This is a genomic window from Methylobacterium oryzihabitans (assembly GCF_004004555.2).
Lineage (GTDB): Bacteria > Pseudomonadota > Alphaproteobacteria > Rhizobiales > Beijerinckiaceae > Methylobacterium > Methylobacterium oryzihabitans.
Genome location: NZ_SACP01000013.1, coordinates 67,019 through 86,648, shown reverse-complemented (window position 1 = coordinate 86,648; position 19,630 = coordinate 67,019). Strand labels below are relative to the sequence as shown.

Sequence of the window (19,630 nt, the reverse complement as noted above, 5' to 3'; positions counted from 1 at the left end):
AACGGATCGTCCGAAAATCCTATCACAGCTCCTCGCGCACGTGCCGGCCGCGGACCTCGCGGAAATACGGCACCGGCAGCATCGGGCTGAACCCGGCGGCGAGGCGAGCCTCCAACTCGTCGAGCACGATCGCGGTGATGCGCGGCAGGTCGAGGGCGCGGGCCTGCTTCAGGTCGACCCAGGCCAGTTCCACCAGTTCCGAATCCGGGCCGACGATGCCGCCGCGCTCGGCCGCGACCGCATTCCGGTCGACCGCGAAGAAGCGGGTATCGAATCGCTTGGGCCGCTGCGGCGGCGTGATCGCCCGGGCGATGAACTGGAGCGCCTCGAGGTCGGGCAGCACGCCCTCGTCCCGGAACGCCGCCCAGGGTCCGTCCGGCGCCGCGTCCGGCGGGCCGTAATCCCGGGTGCCGATCATCAGGCCGGTCTCCTCGAAGGTCTCGCGGATCGCCGCGAGCGCCAGCGCCCGGCCGAGATGGTGCGGCGGCCGGGTCACCCGCGCCGCGAGCGCCGCCTCGGCGCGGTCGTTGAGCGTGCCGGCCACCGGCATATGGCGGTCCTCCAGCTCGATCCGCCCGCCCGGGAACACGAACTTGCCGGGCATGAACGTGTGGCCGTCGTGGCGGCGGCCCATCAGCAGCTTCGGCCCGCCGCGTCCGGAGCGGTCGAGGATGATGAGCGTCGCGGCGTTGCGCGGGCGCGGGGCCGCCGCCCGCCGCTCAGGCGCGGCGGAGGCCGCCTCGGTCGGCCGCGCCGTCTGGGCCGCTGCTCTGCTCATCGCTTGCCTCCCGGTTCGGAGCCGTGCCGGCCCCCACGCCGCGTATCCCGGCGAAGCCGTGCATGCCAAGGCCGTATTGCAGGCCGACCACGGCGCCCTTCGTCGGCTGGAGCAGGGCGAGGCTGAGAACCAGCGCCACCAGGGGCCAGACCGTCATCTGCAGCCACAGCGGCACGTCGTCGACCCGCATCTCGATCTCGAGGATCGCGAGGCCGACGAGATGGCCGACGACGAAGATAACGAGGTAGGGCGGCAGGTCGTCGGCGCGGTGGTGGTGCAGCTCGGTCCCGCACGCCTCGCAGGCGTGCCGGACCTTGAGGAAGCGGCCGAACACCCGGCCCTCGCCGCAATGCGGGCAGCGGTTGCGGAACCCGCGCCACACGGCGAGGGGCCAGCCCTCGCGCGTCGCCGGATGCTCCCCGGCCCCGGGCCGGCCGTCGATCTCGATCATGCCTGTCGTCCCCGTCGCTTCGTGGCGGTGTCGCGCCGACCCGTCCCCGGCCGCGGCGGGCCGCGGCGGCGGTTCGGCGCGTCGCGGCGGCCCTCCGAGACGATCGCGAAGCGCAGGGCCCCGGCGACCGGCGCGGCCTCCACCAGCTCGACCTCGACCTTGTCGCCGAGGCGGAAGCTCTCGCCGCCGCGCTCGCCGACGAGGGCGTGGCGGTTCTCCTCGTAGCGGTAGTAGTCGGCCCCGAGGGTCGAGACCGGCACGAAGCCGTCGGCGCCGGTCTCGTCGAGCTTCACGAACAGCCCGGCCCGGGTCACGCCGGAGATCTGCCCCGCGAAGGTCGCGCCGACCCGGTCGGCGAGGTGGTGGGCGATCAGCCGGTCGATCGTCTCGCGCTCCGCCGCCATCGCGCGCCGCTCGGCCTGCGAGATCTGCTGGCCGATCTCGGCGAGCGAGCCGGCCTCCATCCGGTCGGGCAGCCCGTCCGGGCCGAGGCGCAGCGCCCGGATCAGGGCGCGGTGGACGATCAGGTCGGCGTAGCGGCGGATCGGCGAGGTGAAGTGGGCGTAGCGGCGCAGGTTGAGCCCGAAATGGCCGCTATTCTCCGGCCCGTAGGCCGCCTGGGCCTGCGAGCGCAGCACCACCTCGTTGATGAAGAGCTGGTGCTCGCTGCCCTCGACCATGGCGAGGATGCGGTTGAACAGGGCCGGGCGCAAAGCCGCCTCCTTGGGCAGCTTGATGCCGATCGAGGCCAGCATCTCGCCGAGCGCGCGCATCTTCTCCAGCGAGGGCTCGTCGTGGACCCGGTAGATCAGCGGCTGGCTCGCCGCCTCCAGGGCCTCCGCCGCCGCGACGTTGGCCTGGATCATGAACTCCTCGATCAGCCGGTGGGCATCGAGGCGCTCGGGCACCACCACCCGGTCGACGCCGCCGTCCGGGGTCAGGATCACCTTGCGCTCGGGCAGGTCGAGGGCGAGGGGGCCGCGGGCGTCCCGCGCCGCCGCCAGCACCGCGTAGGCGGCCCAGAGCGGGCGCAGGACCGGCGCCAGCAGCGGTCCGGTCACGTCGTCGGGCCGGCCGTCGATCGCCGCCTGGGCCTGCGCGTAGGCGAGCTTGGCGGCCGATCGCATCGTCACCCGGTGGAAGCCGTGCCGGCGCTTGCGGCCGTCGGAGCCGAACACCATCCGCACCGCCAGGGCCGGGCGGTCCTGGTTCGGGCGCAGCGAGCACAGGTCGTTGGAGATCCGCTCCGGCAGCATCGGTACGACCCGGTCGGGGAAGTAGACCGAGTTGCCCCGCACCAGCGCCTCGCGGTCGAGGGCGCTGCCCGGGCGCACGTAGGCGGCGACGTCGGCGATCGCGACCGTGACCACGAAGCCGCCGGGATTGGCCGGGTCGTTGTCCGGCACCGCCAGCACCGCGTCGTCGTGGTCCTTGGCGTCGGGCGGGTCGATGGTGACGAGCGGCAAGTCGCGCCAGTCCTCGCGCCCGTCGAGGCCGACCGGCGCCGCCTCCTCGGCCTCGGCCAGGACCTCGCGGGAGAAGACGTGCGGGATGCCGTGGGCGTGAAGCGCGATCAGGCTGACCGCCTTCTCGGAGCCGAGCGAGCCGAGGCACGCCTTGACCCGCCCGCGCGGCAGCCCGAACCGGGTCTCGGCGGCCACCGCGACGCTGACGAGGTCGCCGTCGCGGGCCTCGCCCTCGTCGCCGGGCGCGATCGCGATCTCGCGCCCCTGCGCCCGCTTGTCGACCGGGATGATGCGGCCGCCGCCCTGCTCCAGGGCGCGGTAGACGCCGATGGTCTCGGCGCGGTTGCGGCCGATCACCTTGATGACCCGCGCCAGCGGCCGGTCGGGCGCCTCGCGCCGCGGCTCCAGCTTGACCAGCACCCGGTCGCCGACGCCCGGTGCCGGCCCGGTCTGCCGGCGGCTGCGGGAGGCCACGACCACGATCCGCGGCGCCGGCCCGGCCTCCGGATCCCACTCCGCCGGGCGCGCCGCGAGGTCGCCGTCGCGGTCGCGGCCGGTGATCTCGGCGACGAGGACCGGGGGCAGGCGGCCGGCCTTGCGCAGGCCGCTGCGGTCCTTCTCGATCGCGCCCTCGTGCTTGAGGTCCTTGAGCAGGTGCTTCAGTTCGGCCTTCTGCGACCCCTTGATGCCGAAGGCCTGGGCGATCTCGCGCTTGCCGACCACGCTGCCCGCCTCGGCGATGAAGGCGAGGATCTGCTCGCGGGACGGGAGGGCGCTCGGCTCGCCCTTGGGATCGATGCGTCTGGCCAACGAAGAACTCGGTTGAGGAGGGGCGGGGTTCGGCCGGTGCGGGCGTCGTGCCAGCGGGTTCCCGGCCATCCTGGGACGCCCGCCCGGCCGCGGGAACAGTCTCCACCGGGATATGGGGTCGGCGGGCCGGTGCAGCAACGCGGCACCGTGGGGCGCCCCCGGCCGCGGCCGGTCCGGGACAATGTGGCAGGTCGCGGCCCGAGGCCACCTCCCGTCGCTGTCCCATTCTGGGAAGTCGCCATCCCTGTTTGGGAAACAGTCCAGAAAAGTCAGAACTTGGGCGCATCAGTTGCATAACGCCATCGCATAGGTGGCGGTGGCGCCGTTCGCTGCCGCCGGGTCACTGTCCCGTTACGGGGCAAATTCTCGTGCAAGACTGTCGCATTGTACAAATACATCATTGACGGGCAGGCGAAATCCCCGCATGGGGCATTCAGTCTGCTAACCGGAGAGACCGATGCTCGACCAACAACAAGAAACCGACCTGATTGAACGCGCCGCCGACATCGTGTCGGCCTACGTGTCCAACAACTCCGTCCCGATGGCGGAACTGCCTGCTCTCATCAGCGCGGTGCATTCTTCCCTGGCCCGTCTCGGCACGCCGATGCCGGAGCAGGAGAAGCCGGTTCCGCTGATGCCGATCAAGAAGACCGTGACCCCGGACTACATCGTGAGCCTGGAGGACGGCCGTCAGTACAAGTCGCTCAAGCGTCACCTCAGCACCCGCGGCCTGACGCCCGAGCAGTACCGCACGAAGTGGGGCCTGCCGCCGGACTACCCGATGGTCGCGGCGAACTACGCCGCCCAGCGTTCCGAACTGGCGAAGAACAGCGGCCTCGGCCGTCGCCGCAGCGCCTGATGCGATTTTCGGACGATCAGTTCCGAACATCGCATCGAAGCCCGCGCGGCACCTGAGCGAAGCCGGTTTCTGCATCGCGAAGCGATCGATCAGAAACCGAATGACCAACACGCCGGCCGCAGGGGCGGACGGCCGGCATTCCAGACCCGAGCAGACGACGAAAGGCCCCCGGAGCCGGCTCCGGGGGCCTTTCGTCGTTCGGGGGAAAGGGGCGGTCGCCCGCCCCCTCCGGTTCAGTGCGCGACGAGGCCCGAGGCGTCGTCCTCGGCCCGCGGCGCCTTCGGCGGCAGCGGCTCGTCCCACTCGATCGCCTCGGGCTGACGGATCAGGGCCTTGAGGAGCACCTGGTCCATCCGCGAGACCGGGACGATCTCAAGGCCGTTCTTCACGCTCGCCGGGATGTCGACGAGGTCCTTGGCGTTCTCCTCGGGGATCAGCACCATCTTGATGCCGCCGCGCAGGGCGGCGAGGAGCTTCTCCTTGAGGCCGCCGATCGGCAGCACCCGCCCGCGCAGCGTCACCTCGCCCGTCATGGCGATGTCGCGGCGCACCGGGATGCCGGTGACGACGGAGACGATCGCCGTCGCCATGGCGATGCCGGCGGACGGCCCGTCCTTCGGGGTCGCCCCCTCCGGCACGTGGACGTGGATGTCCCGACGCTCGAACAGCGGCGGCTCGACGCCGAAATCGACGGACCGCGAGCGGACGTAGGATGCCGCCGCCGAGATCGATTCCTTCATCACGTCGCGCAGGTTGCCGGTGACCGTCATCTTGCCCTTGCCGGGCATCATGACGCCCTCGATCGTGAGCAGCTCGCCCCCGACCTCGGTCCAGGCCAGACCCGTGACCACCCCGACCTGATCGTCGGTCTCGACCTCGCCGTAGCGGAACTTCGCCGGGCCGAGGAAGGTGTCGAGGTTGCCGTCGGTGACCTCGACGCTCTTCACCTTCGAGATCAGGATCTCCTTCACCGCCTTGCGGATCAGGTTGGACACCTCGCGCTCCAGGTTGCGCACGCCCGCCTCGCGGGTGTAGCGCCGGATCAGCAGCAGCAGGCCGTCGTCGGAGATCGACCACTCCTTGACGTCCAGACCGTGCTTCTTGAGCGCGTTCGGGATCAGGTGGCGGCGGGAGATCTCGACCTTCTCCTCCTCGGTGTAGCCGGCGAGCCGGATCACCTCCATCCGGTCGAGCAGCGCCGGCGGGATATTGAGGGTGTTGGCCGTCGTCACGAACATCACGTTCGACAGGTCGTAGTCGACCTCGAGGTAATGGTCGTTGAAGGTCGCGTTCTGCTCCGGATCCAGCACTTCGAGCAACGCCGCGGACGGGTCGCCGCGGAAGTCCATGCCCATCTTGTCGATCTCGTCGAGCAGGATGAGCGGGTTCGAGGTCTTGGCCTTTCGCATCGACTGGACGATCTTGCCGGGCATCGAACCGATATAGGTCCGGCGGTGACCGCGGATCTCGGCCTCGTCGCGGACGCCGCCGAGCGACATGCGCACGAACTCGCGGCCCGTCGCCTTGGCGATCGACTTGCCGAGCGAGGTCTTGCCGACGCCGGGAGGCCCGACGAGGCACAGGATCGGCCCGGTCAGCTTGTTCGCCCGCTGCTGCACCGCGAGGTACTCGACGATGCGCTCCTTGACCTTCTCGAGGCCGAAGTGATCGTGGTCGAGCATGCTCTGGGCGCCGAGGAGATCCTTCTTGATCTTCGAGCGCTTGTTCCACGGGATGCCGAGCATCCAGTCGAGGTAGTTGCGCACCACCGTGGCCTCGGCCGACATCGGCGACATCTGGCGCAGCTTCTTCAGCTCGGCCATCGCCTTGTCGCGCGCTTCCTTGGTGAAGCGGGTCTTCTCGATCTTGTCCTCGAGCTCGGCCAGCTCGTCGCGGCCGTCCTCGTCGCCGAGTTCCTTCTGAATGGCCTTCATCTGTTCATTCAGGTAGTACTCGCGCTGGGTCTTCTCCATCTGCCGCTTGACGCGGGTGCGGATGCGCTTCTCGACCTGCAGCACCGAGATCTCGCTCTCCATGAGCGAGAGGGCGCGCTCCAGGCGCTCGGCGACGGTCGGGATCTCGAGGATCGCCTGCTTGTCGGAGATCTTGACCGCGAGGTGCGAGGCGACCGTGTCGGCGAGCTTCGAGGGCTCGTCGATCTGGACCACCGCCGAGACCACCTCGGGCGAGATCTTCTTGTTGAGCTTGACGTAGTTCTCGAACTCCGAGACCACCGAGCGGGCGAGCGCCTCGGCCTCGATCTTGTCGCCGAGATCGTTGGGCAGCACCTCGGCCTCGGCGGCGTAGAACTCGTCCGAGCGGGTGAAGTGCTGGATCTTGGCGCGGCCGGCCCCCTCGACCAGCACCTTGACGGTGCCGTCGGGCAGCTTCAGGAGCTGCAGCACGCTCGCCAGCGTGCCGATGGTGTAGATCGCGTCGGTGGCCGGGTCGTCGTCGGTGGCGTTGATCTGGGTCGCGAGCAGGATGTGGCGCTCGGCGCGCACCGCCTCCTCCAGGGCCCGGATCGACTTCTCGCGCCCGACGAACAGCGGCACGATCATGTGCGGGAAGACCACGATGTCGCGCAGCGGGAGCACCGCGTAGGTCCCGGACGAGCCGGGGACGACGGGCTGACGCGATTTCGGCTGGGTCATTGACTGACTTCCTTGATGGTGACGCCCAGACCCGGTCCCTCACGGGGAAGAAGCGGACGGAAGTCTGGGGGCCGACCGGGCCGCGAGGGTCGGAAGAGGTGAGGCGGCCGGGTCGCGGCACCGCACCCCTGAGTTGAGCATGCGGCCACCGCGTCGAGACTTCAGGTGGTCGTTGGGAAGCGGTCTTTCAAGCGCCGTGCCATGGTGAGGAACCCGGCGGGGCGCGACACGTGCGGCGGGCCGCTAGAGACGCAGGAGGCCGCCTTGCGGGCGGCCTCCGGTGCTCGGTTCAGGCGCTGACGGCCGGAACGTCCTTGTTGCGGTCCCCGTGGATGTAGAGGGGCCGTGCCTTGCCGTCGACGACCTCGGGGCCGATGACCACCTGCTCGACCGATTCGAGGCCCGGCAGGTCGTACATCGTCTCGAGCAGGATGCTCTCGAGGATCGAGCGCAGGCCGCGGGCGCCGGTCTTGCGCTCGATCGCCTTGCGGGCGACGAGCGTCAGCGCCTCCTCCTGGAACGTCAGGTCGACGTTCTCCATCTCGAACAGCCGCTGGTACTGCTTGACCAGGGCGTTCTTCGGCTCCTGGAGGATCCGCTTGAGCGCGGTCTCGTCGAGGTCCTCGAGGGTCGCCAGCACCGGCAGGCGGCCGACGAATTCTGGGATCAGGCCGAACTTGAGCAGGTCCTCGGGCTCGACGTGGCGGAAGATCTCGCCGGTGCGGCGGTCGTCCGGGGCCTGGACGGTGGCGCCGAAGCCGATCGAGGTGCCCTTGCCGCGGGCCGAGATGATCCGCTCCAGCCCCGCGAAGGCGCCGCCGCAGATGAACAGGATGTTGGTGGTGTCGACCTGGAGGAATTCCTGCTGCGGGTGCTTGCGACCGCCCTGCGGCGGCACGCTGGCCACCGTGCCCTCCATGATCTTCAGGAGCGCCTGCTGCACGCCCTCGCCCGACACGTCGCGGGTGATCGACGGGTTGTCGGACTTGCGCGAGATCTTGTCGATCTCGTCGATGTAGACGATGCCGCGCTGCGCCCGCTCGACGTTGTAGTCGGAGGCCTGGAGCAGCTTGAGGATGATGTTCTCGACGTCCTCGCCGACGTAGCCGGCCTCGGTCAGCGTGGTCGCGTCCGCCATCGTGAACGGCACGTCGAGGATGCGGGCGAGGGTCTGGGCCAGCAGGGTCTTGCCCGACCCGGTCGGGCCGATCAGCAGGATGTTGGACTTCGCCAGCTCGACGTCGTTGTGCTTGGTCGCGTGCGCCAACCGCTTGTAGTGGTTATGCACAGCTACCGAGAGCACCTTCTTTGCAAAGTCCTGCCCGATGACGTAATCATCCAGGACCCGCCGGATCTCCTTGGGGGTCGGTACGCCGTCCCGCGACTTCACCAGCGAGGACTTCGACTCCTCGCGGATGATGTCCATGCACAGCTCGACGCACTCATCGCAGATGAAGACGGTCGGGCCCGCGATCAGCTTGCGGACCTCGTGCTGGCTCTTGCCGCAGAACGAGCAGTACAGCGTGCTCTTCGAGTCGTTGCCGCCAGCCTTGCTCATATGGGTCTCCAAGTCCCCGACCGGCCATGCCCCGGGGGGATGGCCGCGTCGCTCTAGATAGTGACGCCCGGCTAAAGAAACAGTCACCGCCGCGCGCGGGCCGGGCGCCCGATACAGAATCGCGATGCAAACACGCAGCCACCGCCGGATCAATCCCCGGCGGCGCCTCGCGGCTCTCGCCAAATGGCCGCATCGGCCGGGCGCGAACCGGGGGCGCCGCCGGCCGGCGGCCGTCGGATCAGGTGGTCGGGGCCTCGCCGGAGCGCTTCTGGAGCACCTCGTCGATCAGGCCCCACTCCTTGGCCGCATCGGCGGTCATGAAGTTGTCGCGCTCCAGGCCCTGCTCGATCGCCTCGTAGTCGCGCCCGGTATGCCGGACGTAGATCTCGTTGAGGCGCCGCTTGAGGGCCTCGATCTCGCGGGCGTGGATGAGGATGTCGGTCGCCTGGCCCTGGAAGCCGCCGGAGGGCTGGTGGACCATGATGCGGGCGTTCGGCAGCGCGAAGCGGTGGCCGGGCTCGCCGGCGGCGAGCAGGAGCGAGCCCATCGAGGCGGCCTGACCGACGCAGAGGGTCGAGACCGGGCAGCGGATGAACTGCATCGTGTCGTAGATCGACAGGCCCGAGGTCACCACGCCGCCGGGCGAGTTGATGTAGAAGGAAATTTCCTTCTTCGGGTTCTCGGCTTCGAGGAACAGCAGCTGCGCCACGATCAGCGAGGCGGAGTAGTCCTCGACCGGGCCGGTCAGGAAGATGATGCGCTCGCGCAGCAGGCGCGAATAGATGTCGAAGGCGCGCTCGCCGCGGCTCGACTGCTCGACCACCATGGGCACGAGCGCGCTGTTGTAGAATTCGACGGGGTCTCTCATCACGGGTGGCCCTTGGCTTCAACGGGACCCGGCCACCATGCGGCGGCCGGGCTGGCGGCGAAAGACGGGAGGCCTCACGGCCGCCCCGGTCCGCCGCCCCGTCGGGGAAGCCGGGCCGGGATCAGGCCGCGGTGGTCTCGCCGGCGGGAGCGTCGGACGCGGCGGGCTTGTCCGCCCCCTCGTCCTCGTCCTCGTCGGCGAACAGCGCCTCCTTGGAGACCGGCTCCTCGACCAGTTTGACCTGCCCGAGGACGTGGTCAACCACCTTCTCCTCGAACAGCGGGGCGCGGAGCTCGGCCATGGCCTGGGGGTTCTTGCGGTAGAAATCCCAGACCTGCTGCTCCTGACCGGGGAACTGCCGCAGACGGGCGATCAGGGCCTGATTCACCTCGTCGTCGGAGACCTTGATATCGGCGCTCTCGCCCGCCTGCGCAAGCACCAGCCCGAGGCGGACACGGCGCTCGGCGATGCGGCGGTACTCGGCCTGCGCCTTCTCCTCGGTGGTGCCCTCGTCCTCGAAGGTCTTGCCGCGGGCCTTGAGGTCGCTCTCGACCTGGGCCCACACCGCCGCGAATTCCTGGTGGACGAGGCTCGGGGGCAGGTCGAACGAGTAGCGCTCGTCGAGGGCGTCCAGCAGCGCCTTCTTGACCCGCCGGCGCGACTGCGCCTCGTATTGCTGGCCGAGGTTGGAGCGCACCGCGTCCTTCAGCGCGTCGAGGCTGTCGAAGCCGAAGCCCTTGGCGAACTCGTCGTCGAGCACGACCTCGCCCGGGTACTTGATCGCCTTCACGGTGACGTCGAACTCGGCCTGCTTGCCGGCGAGATTCTCGGCCGGGTAGGCCTCCGGGAACGTCACCGTGACGGTGCGCCGGTCGCCGACATGGACGCCGAGGAGCTGGTCCTCGAATCCCGGGATGAAGGCGCCCGAGCCGAGCACGAGCTCGAAATCCTCGGCCGAGCCGCCCTCGAACGCCTCGCCGTCGACGCGGCCGGCGAAGTCGATCGTCACCTGGTCGCCGGATTCGGCGTACTGGCCCTCGATCCGGTCGGTGTAGGGGCGGCCCTGCTGGCTCATCCGGTCGAGGGTCTGGGCGACCTCCTCGTCGGGGGTGGCGAAGACCGGCTTGGTCAGGCTGACGTCCGAGATGTCGACGAGGTCGAAGCTCGGCATCACCTCGAGCGCGACCGTGAAGGCGAGGTCGCCCTTGGCGTCCAGGGCCTTCTCGACCGCGTCCTTGTCCTCGGGGAACTGGACCTGCGGCTCGAAGGCGAGCTTGAGCTTGTTGTCCTCGACGATCTTCTGGTTGGCCTCGTTGACGGCGTTCTGGACGACGTCGGCCATGATCGAGCGGCCGTACACCTTGCGCAGATGGGCGACCGGCACCTTGCCGGGGCGGAAGCCCTTGATCTGCACCTTGCCCTTCATGCCGTCGAGCTCGCTGGTGAGCCGGGTCTCGAGCTCGGTCGCGGGCAGGACCACCTGGAACTCGCGCTTCAGCCCCTCGGCCTTGGTCTCGGTCACCTGCATCGTCGTCATCCGCCTTCGTGTGAATCCGGTCCGCCCGCGGCTCCCGGACGACGCCCTGCGTCACGACGGGATCCACGGGGTCTTCGGCCGGCCCTCTGTTCGTGAAAAGCCAATCCGCTGCGTCGCCACCGGGCGGAGCTGGTGCGGGCGGAGGGGCTCGAACCCCCACGACTTTCGTCACTGGAACCTAAATCCAGCGCGTCTACCAGTTCCGCCACGCCCGCAACGCGTTCGCCCGGGAACGCCGTGACGCCCGGGCGCGGCTCTATAGCATGCCCGGTTCGGGGCGCAGCAAGAATTTTGGCCCGCCCGCGGCCCTCGCCGAGGCCCCCCGCCTTGGTTAGAAGGCCCTCGACCGATCCCCGCGCCGGAGGTGCCATGTCGACCCGTCCGCCGTCCCGCCGCGCCGTCCTGGCCGCGGGCGCCGCCGCGCTCCTGCCCGCGCGGGCCCTCGCGGCGGAGACCCCCCTGGCGGCGCCGGGAGCGCCCGCGGCTGTGCCGGGAGCGCCGGCCCCGGCGGCGCTGACGGCCGGCCCGCTGAGCGCGCGCCTGCGGCCCGAGCCGGCGCCCCCGGTGCCGGTCTGGGCCTTCGACGGCAGGGCCGAGCCGCCGGTGATCCGGATCCGGCACGGCGACCCGGTGCGGCTGCGGCTGGAGAACCGCACCGAGCGCCCGCTCTCCCTGCACTGGCAGGGGGTGCGCAACGCCAACGCCATGGACGGGGTCGGCGGGCTCACCCAGGCGCCGGTCGCCCCCGGGGCGGGCTTCCTGTACGAGTTCACCCCGCCCGACGCCGGCACGTCGCTAATCCGCCCGCTCGTCGTCGGCGGGGCGAGCGAGCCCGGCGGGCGCGGGCTGTCGGGCCTGCTGGTGGTCGAGGAGCGCAAGGCGCCGCCCGTCGACCGCGACGTCGCCCTGCTGCTCCAGGACTGGCGCATCGAGCCCGACAACACCCTGGCGCCGTTCGGCGTGACCGCCTTCGCGGCGAGTTCCGGCCGGCTCGGCAACGCGCTCACCGTCAACGGCCGTCCGGCGCCCGAGACGATCGAGGCGGCGCCCGGCACGCGCCTGCGCCTGCGGCTCGCCAACGGCTGCAACGCCCGCACCACCCGGATCCGCTTCGACGGCCTCAAAGCCTGGGTCGCGGCGGTGGACGGCCAGCCGACCGACACCTTCGAGCCCCTGCGCGCGACGCTGCCGTTCCCGCCCGGCACCCGCTACGACGTGCTGCTCGACGTGCCGGCCGGTGCCGACGCGAAGGGCAGCGTCACGGCGCTGATCGGCCAGGGCATGCCGCTCGCCCACATCGTGCCCAAGGGCGACCCCGTTCCGGCCCGCCCGCCGGTCGGGCCGATCGGCGAGAACCCGCGCCTGCCGGCGGAGATCAAGCTCCAGAACGCCTTCCGGCGCGACATCGCGATCGCGGGCGGGGCCGCGTTCGACAAGGCCAAGCCCGAGGCGCCCCCGACCTTCACCGGTGATCCGGCCCGGATCTGGACCCTCAACGGCGCCCCCGGCGGCGCCGGCAACCCGCCGCTGTTCACGGTCAAGCGCGGCACCGTGGTGGTGCTGGCGCTCACCAACGCTACCGCCTTCCCGCAATCGCTGCACCTGCACGGCCACGTCTTCCGGCTGCTCCACCCCCTCGACGACGGCTGGGAGCCGTACTGGCTCGACACCTTCCTGCTGCTGGAGGGCCGCACCACCCGCCTCGCCTTCCAGGCCGACAATCCCGGCAAGTGGGTCATCGGCGCGACCGTGCTCGAGCGGTTCGACACCGGGCTGTGGGGCTGGTTCGAGGTGACGTGAGGGGGTCGGGGGTTGGGGGGCGGTCGGCCATCGGGATGGTCTGTCGTCGTATCCGGACCTGAATCAGAGGCGCCACCTCCAACCCTCCCCCCTCAGCGGGGGAGGGTGCCCGGCGGAGGCCGGGCGGGAGAGGGGACGCCGCCTCCGGAGAGGTCGCGACCGTCTTGAACGCGCGCCCCTCTGGACCAGCGTCGCGTTCCCCTCTCGGCGGGACTTCGTCCCGCTGCGCTCGCTCCGCTCTCCACCCTCCCCCGCAGAGGGGGGAGGGTTGGAGCCCTGGACGACCGTTAGTGCACGGCCGGACGCCCCCGCCCATCCCCCACCGTCGCGCCTCGCCCCACCGTCAGCCCGCCGGCGCCCGATCCGGCCCCGCCCACCCCAGCAGCCGCGCCAGCACTCCCGGCATCAGCTCCGGCAGGTCCTCGGCGATCAGGCCCGGGCCGTGGCGGCGGCCGGCCTCGGCGTGGAGCCAGACCGCGGCGGCTGCGGCCTCGAAGGGCGGCATGCCCTGGGCGAGGAGGCCGCCGATGAACCCGCCGAGCACGTCGCCGCTGCCGGCGGTGCCGAGCCAGGGGGCGCCGTTGTGGTTGATCGCGGCCCGGCCGTCGGGGGCGGCGATCACCGTGTCGGCGCCCTTGAACACCACCACCGCGTCCACGGCCGCGGCGGCCCGCCGCGCCCGGTCGAGCTTCGAGCCCTCGGCGCAGTCGGGAAACAGCCGGGCGAACTCGCCGGCATGCGGAGTCAGCACCGCCGTCCCGCCGCCCTCGGCCAGCATCGCCGCGAGCTCGTCGCGCTTGGCCGAGAAGCTCGTCAGCGCGTCGGCGTCGAGCACGAGGGCGCGGCCGGCCTCGGCGGCGACCCGCACGAGGTCGCGGGTCGGGCCGCCGACCCCGAGGCCGGGACCGGCCACGATGGCGTTCAGCCGTTCGTCGGCGAGGAGGTCGTCGAGGTCGTCGGCGCCGTCGCAGGCGCGCAGCATGATCGCCGTGAGGTGGGCGGCGTTCTCGGGGAGCGCCGCGTGCGGCGCCGCCACCGTGACGAGCCCGGCGCCGACCCGCAGGGCGCCGCGGGCGGCGAGGCGCGCCGCGCCGGTGCGGGTCGCCGGCCCCGACAGGATCAGGGCGTGGCCGCGGGTGTACTTGTGGCTGTCGGCGGCAAGCTGCGGGAAGCGGGCGCGCCACAGCGCCGGGCCGTTGGCGAAGGCGGTGGTGCCCGTGCCGGCGAGGATCTCGTCGGAGAGGCCGATCTCCGCCACCGTGATCCGGCCGCACAGGGCTCGCCCGGGCTGGAGCAGGTGGCCGGGCTTGGGCGCCGCGAAGGTGACGGTCTCGCCCGCCCGCACCGCCTCGCCCCGCGGCGCGCCGGTATCGCCATCGAGGCCCGAGGGCACGTCGACCGCGAGCACCGGCCGGCCCGCGCGGTTGAGCCGCGCGACGAGCGCCGCCGCCGCGCCGTCGAGCGGCCGGGTGAGCCCGGCGCCGAACAGGGCGTCGACCACGAGGTCGAACGCCTCCGGCACGGCGGCGGCCGCGTCCGCGACCGGACCGGACCAGTCCTGAGCCGCCAGCGCGGCATCGCCCTTCAGCGCGTCGCGGGCGCCGAGCAGGGCGAGCGTCACCGCCCGGCCGGCCCCGGCGAGGAGCCCCGCCGCCACGAAGCCGTCGCCGCCGTTGTTGCCGGGGCCGCACAGGACCAGCACCCGCGCTCCCGGCCCGGCCATCGCGGCGGCCCGCTCCGCCACCGCCGCGCCGGCGCGGCGCATCAGGTCGATCCCGGCGGTGCCGGCCGCGATCGCGGCGGCGTAGGCCTCGCGCATCTGGGCCGTGGTCAAAACCCGGCATCCATCCATGGACGTCTCCTCGACAGGCGCCGGTTCGGGCAAGCGTAGCCGCGGCAACCGGGGCATCGTTCGGCATGCGCCTGATAAATGAGCAGGACTTGCCTAATTCGTCGTCAATCACGGTGATTTCGCCTGGGAAAAGCCCGTGGCGGTCCCGGCGTCGCAGTGCTAGGACTAGGTCTGGAACCGTTGCAGACCAGGCCCATCCGGCATGAAGAAGATCGAAGCGATCATCAAGCCCTTCAAGCTCGACGAGGTGAAGGAGGCGCTGCAGGAGGTCGGCCTCCAGGGCATCACCGTGATCGAGGCCAAGGGGTTCGGCCGGCAGAAGGGGCATACCGAGCTCTATCGCGGCGCCGAGTACGTGGTCGACTTCCTGCCGAAGGTGAAGCTGGAGATCGTGCTGCCCGACACCCTCGTGGACGGCGCCGTCGAGGCGATCCGCAAGTCGGCCCAGACCGGCCGCATCGGCGACGGCAAGATCTTCGTGTCCTCGATCGAGGAGGCGATCCGCATCCGCACGGGCGAGACCGGCGCGGACGCGATCTGAGCCTCCGCACACCTGCAGCGCTGCACGACCGATACCGCGGCCGGACCACCGGACCGCGGATTTAACGACGGCTATATGCCGTCCCCACGGAGAGGCCCCACCCATGGCTAAGACCGCGACGGACGTCCTGAAAGAAATCAAGGACAACGACGTCAAGTACGTCGACTTCCGCTTCACCGACCCGCGGGGCAAGTGGCAGCACGTCACCTTCGACGTCTCCCTCGTCGACGAGGACATCTTCGCCGAGGGCACGATGTTCGACGGCTCGTCGATCGCCGGCTGGAAGGCGATCAACGAGTCCGACATGCTGCTGATGCCCGACCCGGCGACGGCGTGCATGGATCCGTTCTTCTCGGCCTCGACGATGTCGATCGTCTGCGACGTGCTTGAGCCCGGCACCGGCGAGCCCTACGGCCGCGACCCGCGCGGCATCGCCAAGAAGGCCGAGGCCTTCGTCAAGGCGAGCGGCATCGGCGACACCATCTTCGTCGGCCCCGAGGCCGAGTTCTTCGTCTTCGACGACGTGCGCTTCTCGGCCGACCCGTACAACACCGGCTTCAAGCTCGATTCGGTCGAGCTGCCGATCAACGGCCAGACCGAGTACGAGGGCGGCAACCTCGGCCACCGCGTCCAGATCAAGGGCGGCTACTTCCCGGTCCCGCCGCAGGATTCGGCCCAGGACATGCGCGGCGAGATGCTGGCCGCGATGCAGTCGATGGGCGTCAAGGTCGAGAAGCACCATCACGAGGTCGCCTCGGCCCAGCACGAGCTGGGCATGAAGTTCGACACGCTGACGCTGATGGCCGACCACATGCAGATCTACAAGTACTGCATCCACAACGTCGCCCAGAGCTACGGTAAGACCGCGACCTTCATGCCGAAGCCGGTCTACGGCGACAACGGCTCGGGCATGCACGTCCACCAGTCGATCTGGAAGGACGGCAAGCCGGTCTTCGCCGGCAACAAGTACGCCGACCTGTCCCAGGAATGCCTGTGGTACATCGGCGGCATCATCAAGCACGCCAAGGCGCTGAACGCCTTCACCAACCCGTCGACCAACTCCTACAAGCGGCTGGTCCCGGGCTACGAGGCGCCGGTGCTGCTCGCCTACTCGGCCCGCAACCGCTCGGCCTCGTGCCGGATTCCGTGGACGACCTCGCCGAAGGCCAAGCGCGTCGAGGTCCGCTTCCCCGACCCGATGGCGAACCCCTACCTCGCCTTCGCGGCGATGCTGATGGCCGGCGTCGACGGCATCGTGAACAAGATCGATCCCGGCCCGGCGATGGACAAGGATCTCTACGACCTGCCCCCGGCGGAGCTGAAGGAGATCCCGACCGTGTGCGGCTCGCTCCGTGAGGCCCTCAACAGCCTCGACGCCGACCGCGAGTTCCTCAAGGCCGGCGGCGTGTTCAACGACGACTTCATCAACTCGTTCATCGAGCTGAAGATGACCGAGGTGATGCGGTTCGAGATGACCCCGCACCCGATCGAGTTCGTGCAGTACTACTCGCTCTGATCGTCGGAGCACGACCGGGAGACGAGGGGGCCGGAGCGATCCGGCCCCTTTTCTCCGATCCGGTTCTTGGACGATTCGTCCAAGAACCGGATCGAAGCCCGCGCGGCGCATGAGCGAAGCCGGTTTCTGCATCGCGAAGCGATCCCGCAGGGATCAGCGAGCGATCAATCAGAAACCGTAAGGGATGGTCAGTAATCCCGCCGCGTCACCACCCAGACCGCGTGGACGAGGCCGGGCAGGTAGCCGAACAGCGTCAGCACGAGGTTGATCCAGAACTGCAGGCCGAGGCCGACGGTGAACAGCACCCCGACCGGCGGGATGATGACCAGCAGGATGATGCGCAGAAGGTTGCCCACGGGAACTCCGGTCCGAACGAGGCGCGGCGGCCACCGCTGCTGAACGGCTCCGCCGGACTTCCGTTCCGTTACCGGACCGCTTGGCCCGCCTGCTCGCGCCCGACCCGGCTGTGGCGGCGGCCGTAGCCGAAATAGATCGCGAGCCCGATCGCGAGCCAGATCACCAGCCGCAGCCAGGTCTCGCCGTCGAGCGACACCATCATGGCGAGGCAGACCAGGATGCCGGCGGCCGGCACCAGCGGGACGCGGTAGCCGCGCGCCTCGTTCGGGTGGGTGCGCCGCATGATGACGACGCCGGCGCACACGATGATGAAGGCCAGCAGGGTGCCGATGCTGGTCATGTGGCCGAGCTGGCTGATCGGCAGAAAGCCGCCGAGGAGCGCGGTCAGCCCCATGAAGAACAGGTGCGAGCGCACCGGGGTGCGCCAGGTCGGGTGGATCGCGGCGAAGAAGCGCGGCAGCAGCCGGTCCTGCGCCATGGCGTAGAACACCCGCGACTGGCCGTAGAGCAGCACCAGCATCACGGTGGTGAAGCCGGCGATCACCCCGAGCGTCACGAGGGTCTGGAGCCACGGGAACGGCGTCTGCATGATCGCGGTCGCGACCGGGGCGGCGTCGCCCTTCATCGTGTCGTAGCGCACGAGCCCGGTCAGCACCGCCGCGAAGGCGATGTAGAGCGCGGTGCAGATCGCCAGCGAGCCGAGGATGCCGATCATCATGTTGCGCTGGGGGTTCTTGACCTCCTGCGCCGCGGTCGAGACCGCGTCGAAGCCGATATAGGCGAAGAACACCACGCCGGCCCCGCGCATGATCCCGCTCCAGCCGTACTCGCCGAAGGTGCCGGTGTTGTCGGGGATGAACGGGACGTAGTTCTGCGCCTTGACGTAGAACACGCCGGCGGCGATCACCGCGAGCACCACCGCGACCTTCACCACCACGATCACGGCGTTGACCCGGGCGGATTCGCGCACGCCGCGCATCAGCAGCAGCGAGATCAGGCACAGGATCAGCACCGCCGGCAGGTTGACGAGGCCGTGGGTGGTGGTGCCGTCGGCGAGCTGCACCGTCTCGAACGGCGAATGGACGAGGCGGGCCGGCAGGGTGAGGCCGAAGCCCTGGAGCAGGGTGACGACGTATTTCGACCAGCTCACCGAGACGGTGGCGGCCCCGACCGCGTATTCGAGCACGAGGTCCCAGCCGATGATCCAGGCGACGAACTCGCCCATCGTGGCGTAGGCGTAGGTGTAGGCGCTGCCCGAGACCGGGATCATGCTGGCGAGTTCGCTGTAGCACATGCCGGCGAGCGCGCAGCCGAAGGCCGCGATGGCGAACGAGATCACCACCGCCGGCCCGGCATGCTCCGCCGCCGCGATGCCGGTGAGCGAGAACAGGCCGGCGCCGATGATGCCGCCGATGCCGAGCGCGATGAGGCTCATCGCCCCCAGCGTGCGCTCCAGCCCGTGCGCGCCGCCGCCCGCGTCGCCGGTGAGCTGCTCGATCGGTTTCGTGCGCAACAGGTCGCCCGCGACGCCGGATGCCATCGTTCCGCTCCTTTCCACGCTGAAGAGCCGGTCGACGCCGCGCGTGCCGCGGCCCGCCAGGACGGAAACGCCGCAGAACGCTCAAGGTCACGGGCGCCGTCGCGGAATTGTCGTAAAGTTTCGCCGTCCCGGGCCAAGTGCTTGCTTGCCGTGCGCCGGATGGATCATCATGTCGGCAAACCGAGCCCGCCCGCGAGGCGCGGCCGACGAGGGAGAGCGCCCATGTGCCGGATCTTCGCCGAGCAGCCGCCGGAGAGCTACGCCTACGAGACCCGGTCGCTGCGGATCGGCGGCCACTGCACCTCGCTGCGGCTCGAGACGGCGTTCTGGTCGATCCTCGAGGACATCGCCCGCCAGCAGGGCCTGAGCGTCGCCAAGTTCGCCACCAAGCTCCACGACGAGGTGCTGGAGCGCCACGGCGAGGTGCGCAACTTCGCCTCGCTGCTGCGCTGCTCGTGCCTGATCTACCTGTCGCAGGGCGCGTCCGGCCGCTTCACGCCCGCCCTGATGGCGGCGGAGTAGCGGGTCGGGTGAGCGGGCGCACCATCAGCCGCGCCCCCGTGCCGTAGCCGGCCGGCGCAGGGTCCTCGATCGCCCGAAACCCCCGCCGCTGCCAGAACGGCCCGGCCGCCCCGACCGCGACCAGAATCGCCTCCGGCACGCCGCGCCCGCGCGCCAGGGCGAGCACGGCCTCGACGGCCCCGGCCGCCGCGCCGGTACCGCGCGCCTCGGGCAGCAGCGCGAGGTCGTGGAGGCACCACCCCCCCGGCCGCGCCGGCAGCGCGCCGACGAGGGTGTCGAGGTCCGGCACCGTGCGCGCGTGCCAGGGATGGCTGACGAGGTAGCCCGCCGGACCGTCCGCTCCGTCGAGCACCCGGCAGCCCTCCGGGCACAGACGCAGGCGCTCGGCGAACACCGCCGGGTCCTCGGGATAGGCCGGATGGATCAGCCCGGCGAGGCGCTGCACGCCGGGGAGGTCGGCGGCGCGCATCGGCCGCCAGGGCGCGGGAAGGGGTAACATCGCGCCGTCCTGCCCCGATCCC

16 protein-coding genes and 1 tRNA gene are annotated in these 19,630 nt (G+C 70.6%); 5 read left to right on the top strand and 12 right to left on the bottom strand.

The window, feature by feature from the left end:
- Positions 1-22 precede the first annotated feature (22 nt).
- The 3 genes from EOE48_RS14720 to rnr are packed head-to-tail and all read right to left on the bottom strand — an operon-like array spanning position 23 to position 3,505.
- On the bottom strand, positions 23-778 hold the full coding sequence (locus EOE48_RS14720; protein ID WP_127730372.1) for an NUDIX hydrolase: 756 nt from the start codon (positions 776-778) through the stop codon (positions 23-25).
- Positions 720-1,229 carry a DUF983 domain-containing protein gene (locus EOE48_RS14715; RefSeq protein ID WP_127730371.1) on the bottom strand — a complete coding sequence of 170 codons (510 nt, stop codon included), beginning with the start codon at positions 1,227-1,229 and terminating at the stop codon, positions 720-722. Before EOE48_RS14715 ends, EOE48_RS14720 begins: the two co-directional genes overlap by 59 nt.
- Positions 1,226-3,505 (bottom strand): ribonuclease R, encoded by a 2,280-nt coding sequence (gene rnr, locus EOE48_RS14710; protein ID WP_127730370.1) that lies wholly within the window; start codon positions 3,503-3,505, stop codon positions 1,226-1,228. Before rnr ends, EOE48_RS14715 begins: the two co-directional genes overlap by 4 nt.
- 457 nt (positions 3,506-3,962) lie before the next feature.
- Here rnr and EOE48_RS14705 point away from each other — a divergent pair, with 457 nt between their 5' ends.
- Complete coding sequence (locus tag EOE48_RS14705) at positions 3,963-4,364, top strand: Ros/MucR family transcriptional regulator (RefSeq protein WP_127730368.1); 402 nt, start codon at positions 3,963-3,965, stop codon at positions 4,362-4,364.
- A gap of 233 nt (positions 4,365-4,597) precedes the next feature.
- On the opposite strand, the gene lon is transcribed toward EOE48_RS14705, so the two are convergent.
- The 5 genes from lon to EOE48_RS14680 form a co-directional block, all read right to left on the bottom strand.
- Positions 4,598-7,018 carry an endopeptidase La gene (lon, locus tag EOE48_RS14700; RefSeq protein ID WP_127730366.1) on the bottom strand — a complete coding sequence of 807 codons (2,421 nt, stop codon included), beginning with the start codon at positions 7,016-7,018 and terminating at the stop codon, positions 4,598-4,600.
- Positions 7,019-7,307: 289 nt separating this feature from the next.
- Positions 7,308-8,576 (bottom strand): ATP-dependent Clp protease ATP-binding subunit ClpX, encoded by a 1,269-nt coding sequence (gene clpX / locus EOE48_RS14695; protein ID WP_127730364.1) that lies wholly within the window; start codon positions 8,574-8,576, stop codon positions 7,308-7,310.
- A gap of 238 nt (positions 8,577-8,814) precedes the next feature.
- Positions 8,815-9,444 carry an ATP-dependent Clp protease proteolytic subunit gene (locus tag EOE48_RS14690; protein WP_127730362.1) on the bottom strand — a complete coding sequence of 210 codons (630 nt, stop codon included), beginning with the start codon at positions 9,442-9,444 and terminating at the stop codon, positions 8,815-8,817.
- 121 nt (positions 9,445-9,565) lie between these two features.
- Complete coding sequence (gene tig, locus EOE48_RS14685; RefSeq protein WP_127730534.1) at positions 9,566-10,972, bottom strand: trigger factor; 1,407 nt, start codon at positions 10,970-10,972, stop codon at positions 9,566-9,568.
- Between the two features lie 139 nt (positions 10,973-11,111).
- A tRNA-Leu gene (locus tag EOE48_RS14680) sits at positions 11,112-11,196 on the bottom strand.
- 154 nt (positions 11,197-11,350) lie between these two features.
- On the opposite strand from EOE48_RS14680, the gene EOE48_RS14675 reads away from it, so the two are divergent.
- Positions 11,351-12,781 carry a multicopper oxidase family protein gene (locus EOE48_RS14675; protein ID WP_127730360.1) on the top strand — a complete coding sequence of 477 codons (1,431 nt, stop codon included), beginning with the start codon at positions 11,351-11,353 and terminating at the stop codon, positions 12,779-12,781.
- A 343-nt stretch (positions 12,782-13,124) separates the two neighbouring features.
- Here the strand turns inward: EOE48_RS14675 and EOE48_RS14670 are convergent, their stop codons facing one another.
- A complete protein-coding gene (locus EOE48_RS14670; RefSeq protein ID WP_127730358.1) occupies positions 13,125-14,633 on the bottom strand; it encodes an NAD(P)H-hydrate dehydratase in 1,509 nt (502 codons plus the stop codon).
- A gap of 202 nt (positions 14,634-14,835) precedes the next feature.
- On the opposite strand from EOE48_RS14670, the gene EOE48_RS14665 reads away from it, so the two are divergent.
- Both EOE48_RS14665 and glnA read left to right on the top strand, forming a co-directional pair.
- A complete protein-coding gene (locus EOE48_RS14665) occupies positions 14,836-15,174 on the top strand; it encodes a P-II family nitrogen regulator (RefSeq protein WP_127730356.1) in 339 nt (112 codons plus the stop codon).
- A 103-nt stretch (positions 15,175-15,277) separates the two neighbouring features.
- Complete coding sequence (gene glnA, locus EOE48_RS14660; protein ID WP_127730354.1) at positions 15,278-16,690, top strand: type I glutamate--ammonia ligase; 1,413 nt, start codon at positions 15,278-15,280, stop codon at positions 16,688-16,690.
- A gap of 188 nt (positions 16,691-16,878) precedes the next feature.
- Here the strand turns inward: glnA and EOE48_RS14655 are convergent, their stop codons facing one another.
- A complete protein-coding gene (locus tag EOE48_RS14655) occupies positions 16,879-17,046 on the bottom strand; it encodes a YqaE/Pmp3 family membrane protein (RefSeq protein ID WP_127730352.1) in 168 nt (55 codons plus the stop codon).
- Between the two features lie 68 nt (positions 17,047-17,114).
- Positions 17,115-18,587 carry an amino acid permease gene (locus tag EOE48_RS14650; RefSeq protein WP_127730350.1) on the bottom strand — a complete coding sequence of 491 codons (1,473 nt, stop codon included), beginning with the start codon at positions 18,585-18,587 and terminating at the stop codon, positions 17,115-17,117.
- 222 nt (positions 18,588-18,809) lie between these two features.
- Between EOE48_RS14650 and EOE48_RS14645 the strand changes: the two genes are divergently transcribed.
- Entirely contained in the window at positions 18,810-19,109 is a 300-nt protein-coding gene (locus EOE48_RS14645) for a ribbon-helix-helix domain-containing protein (protein ID WP_127730348.1), read from the top strand.
- Here the strand turns inward: EOE48_RS14645 and EOE48_RS14640 are convergent.
- Entirely contained in the window at positions 19,081-19,608 is a 528-nt protein-coding gene (locus tag EOE48_RS14640) for a GNAT family N-acetyltransferase (RefSeq protein WP_127730346.1), read from the bottom strand. The genes EOE48_RS14645 and EOE48_RS14640 overlap by 29 nt on opposite strands.
- Positions 19,609-19,630 lie beyond the last annotated feature (22 nt).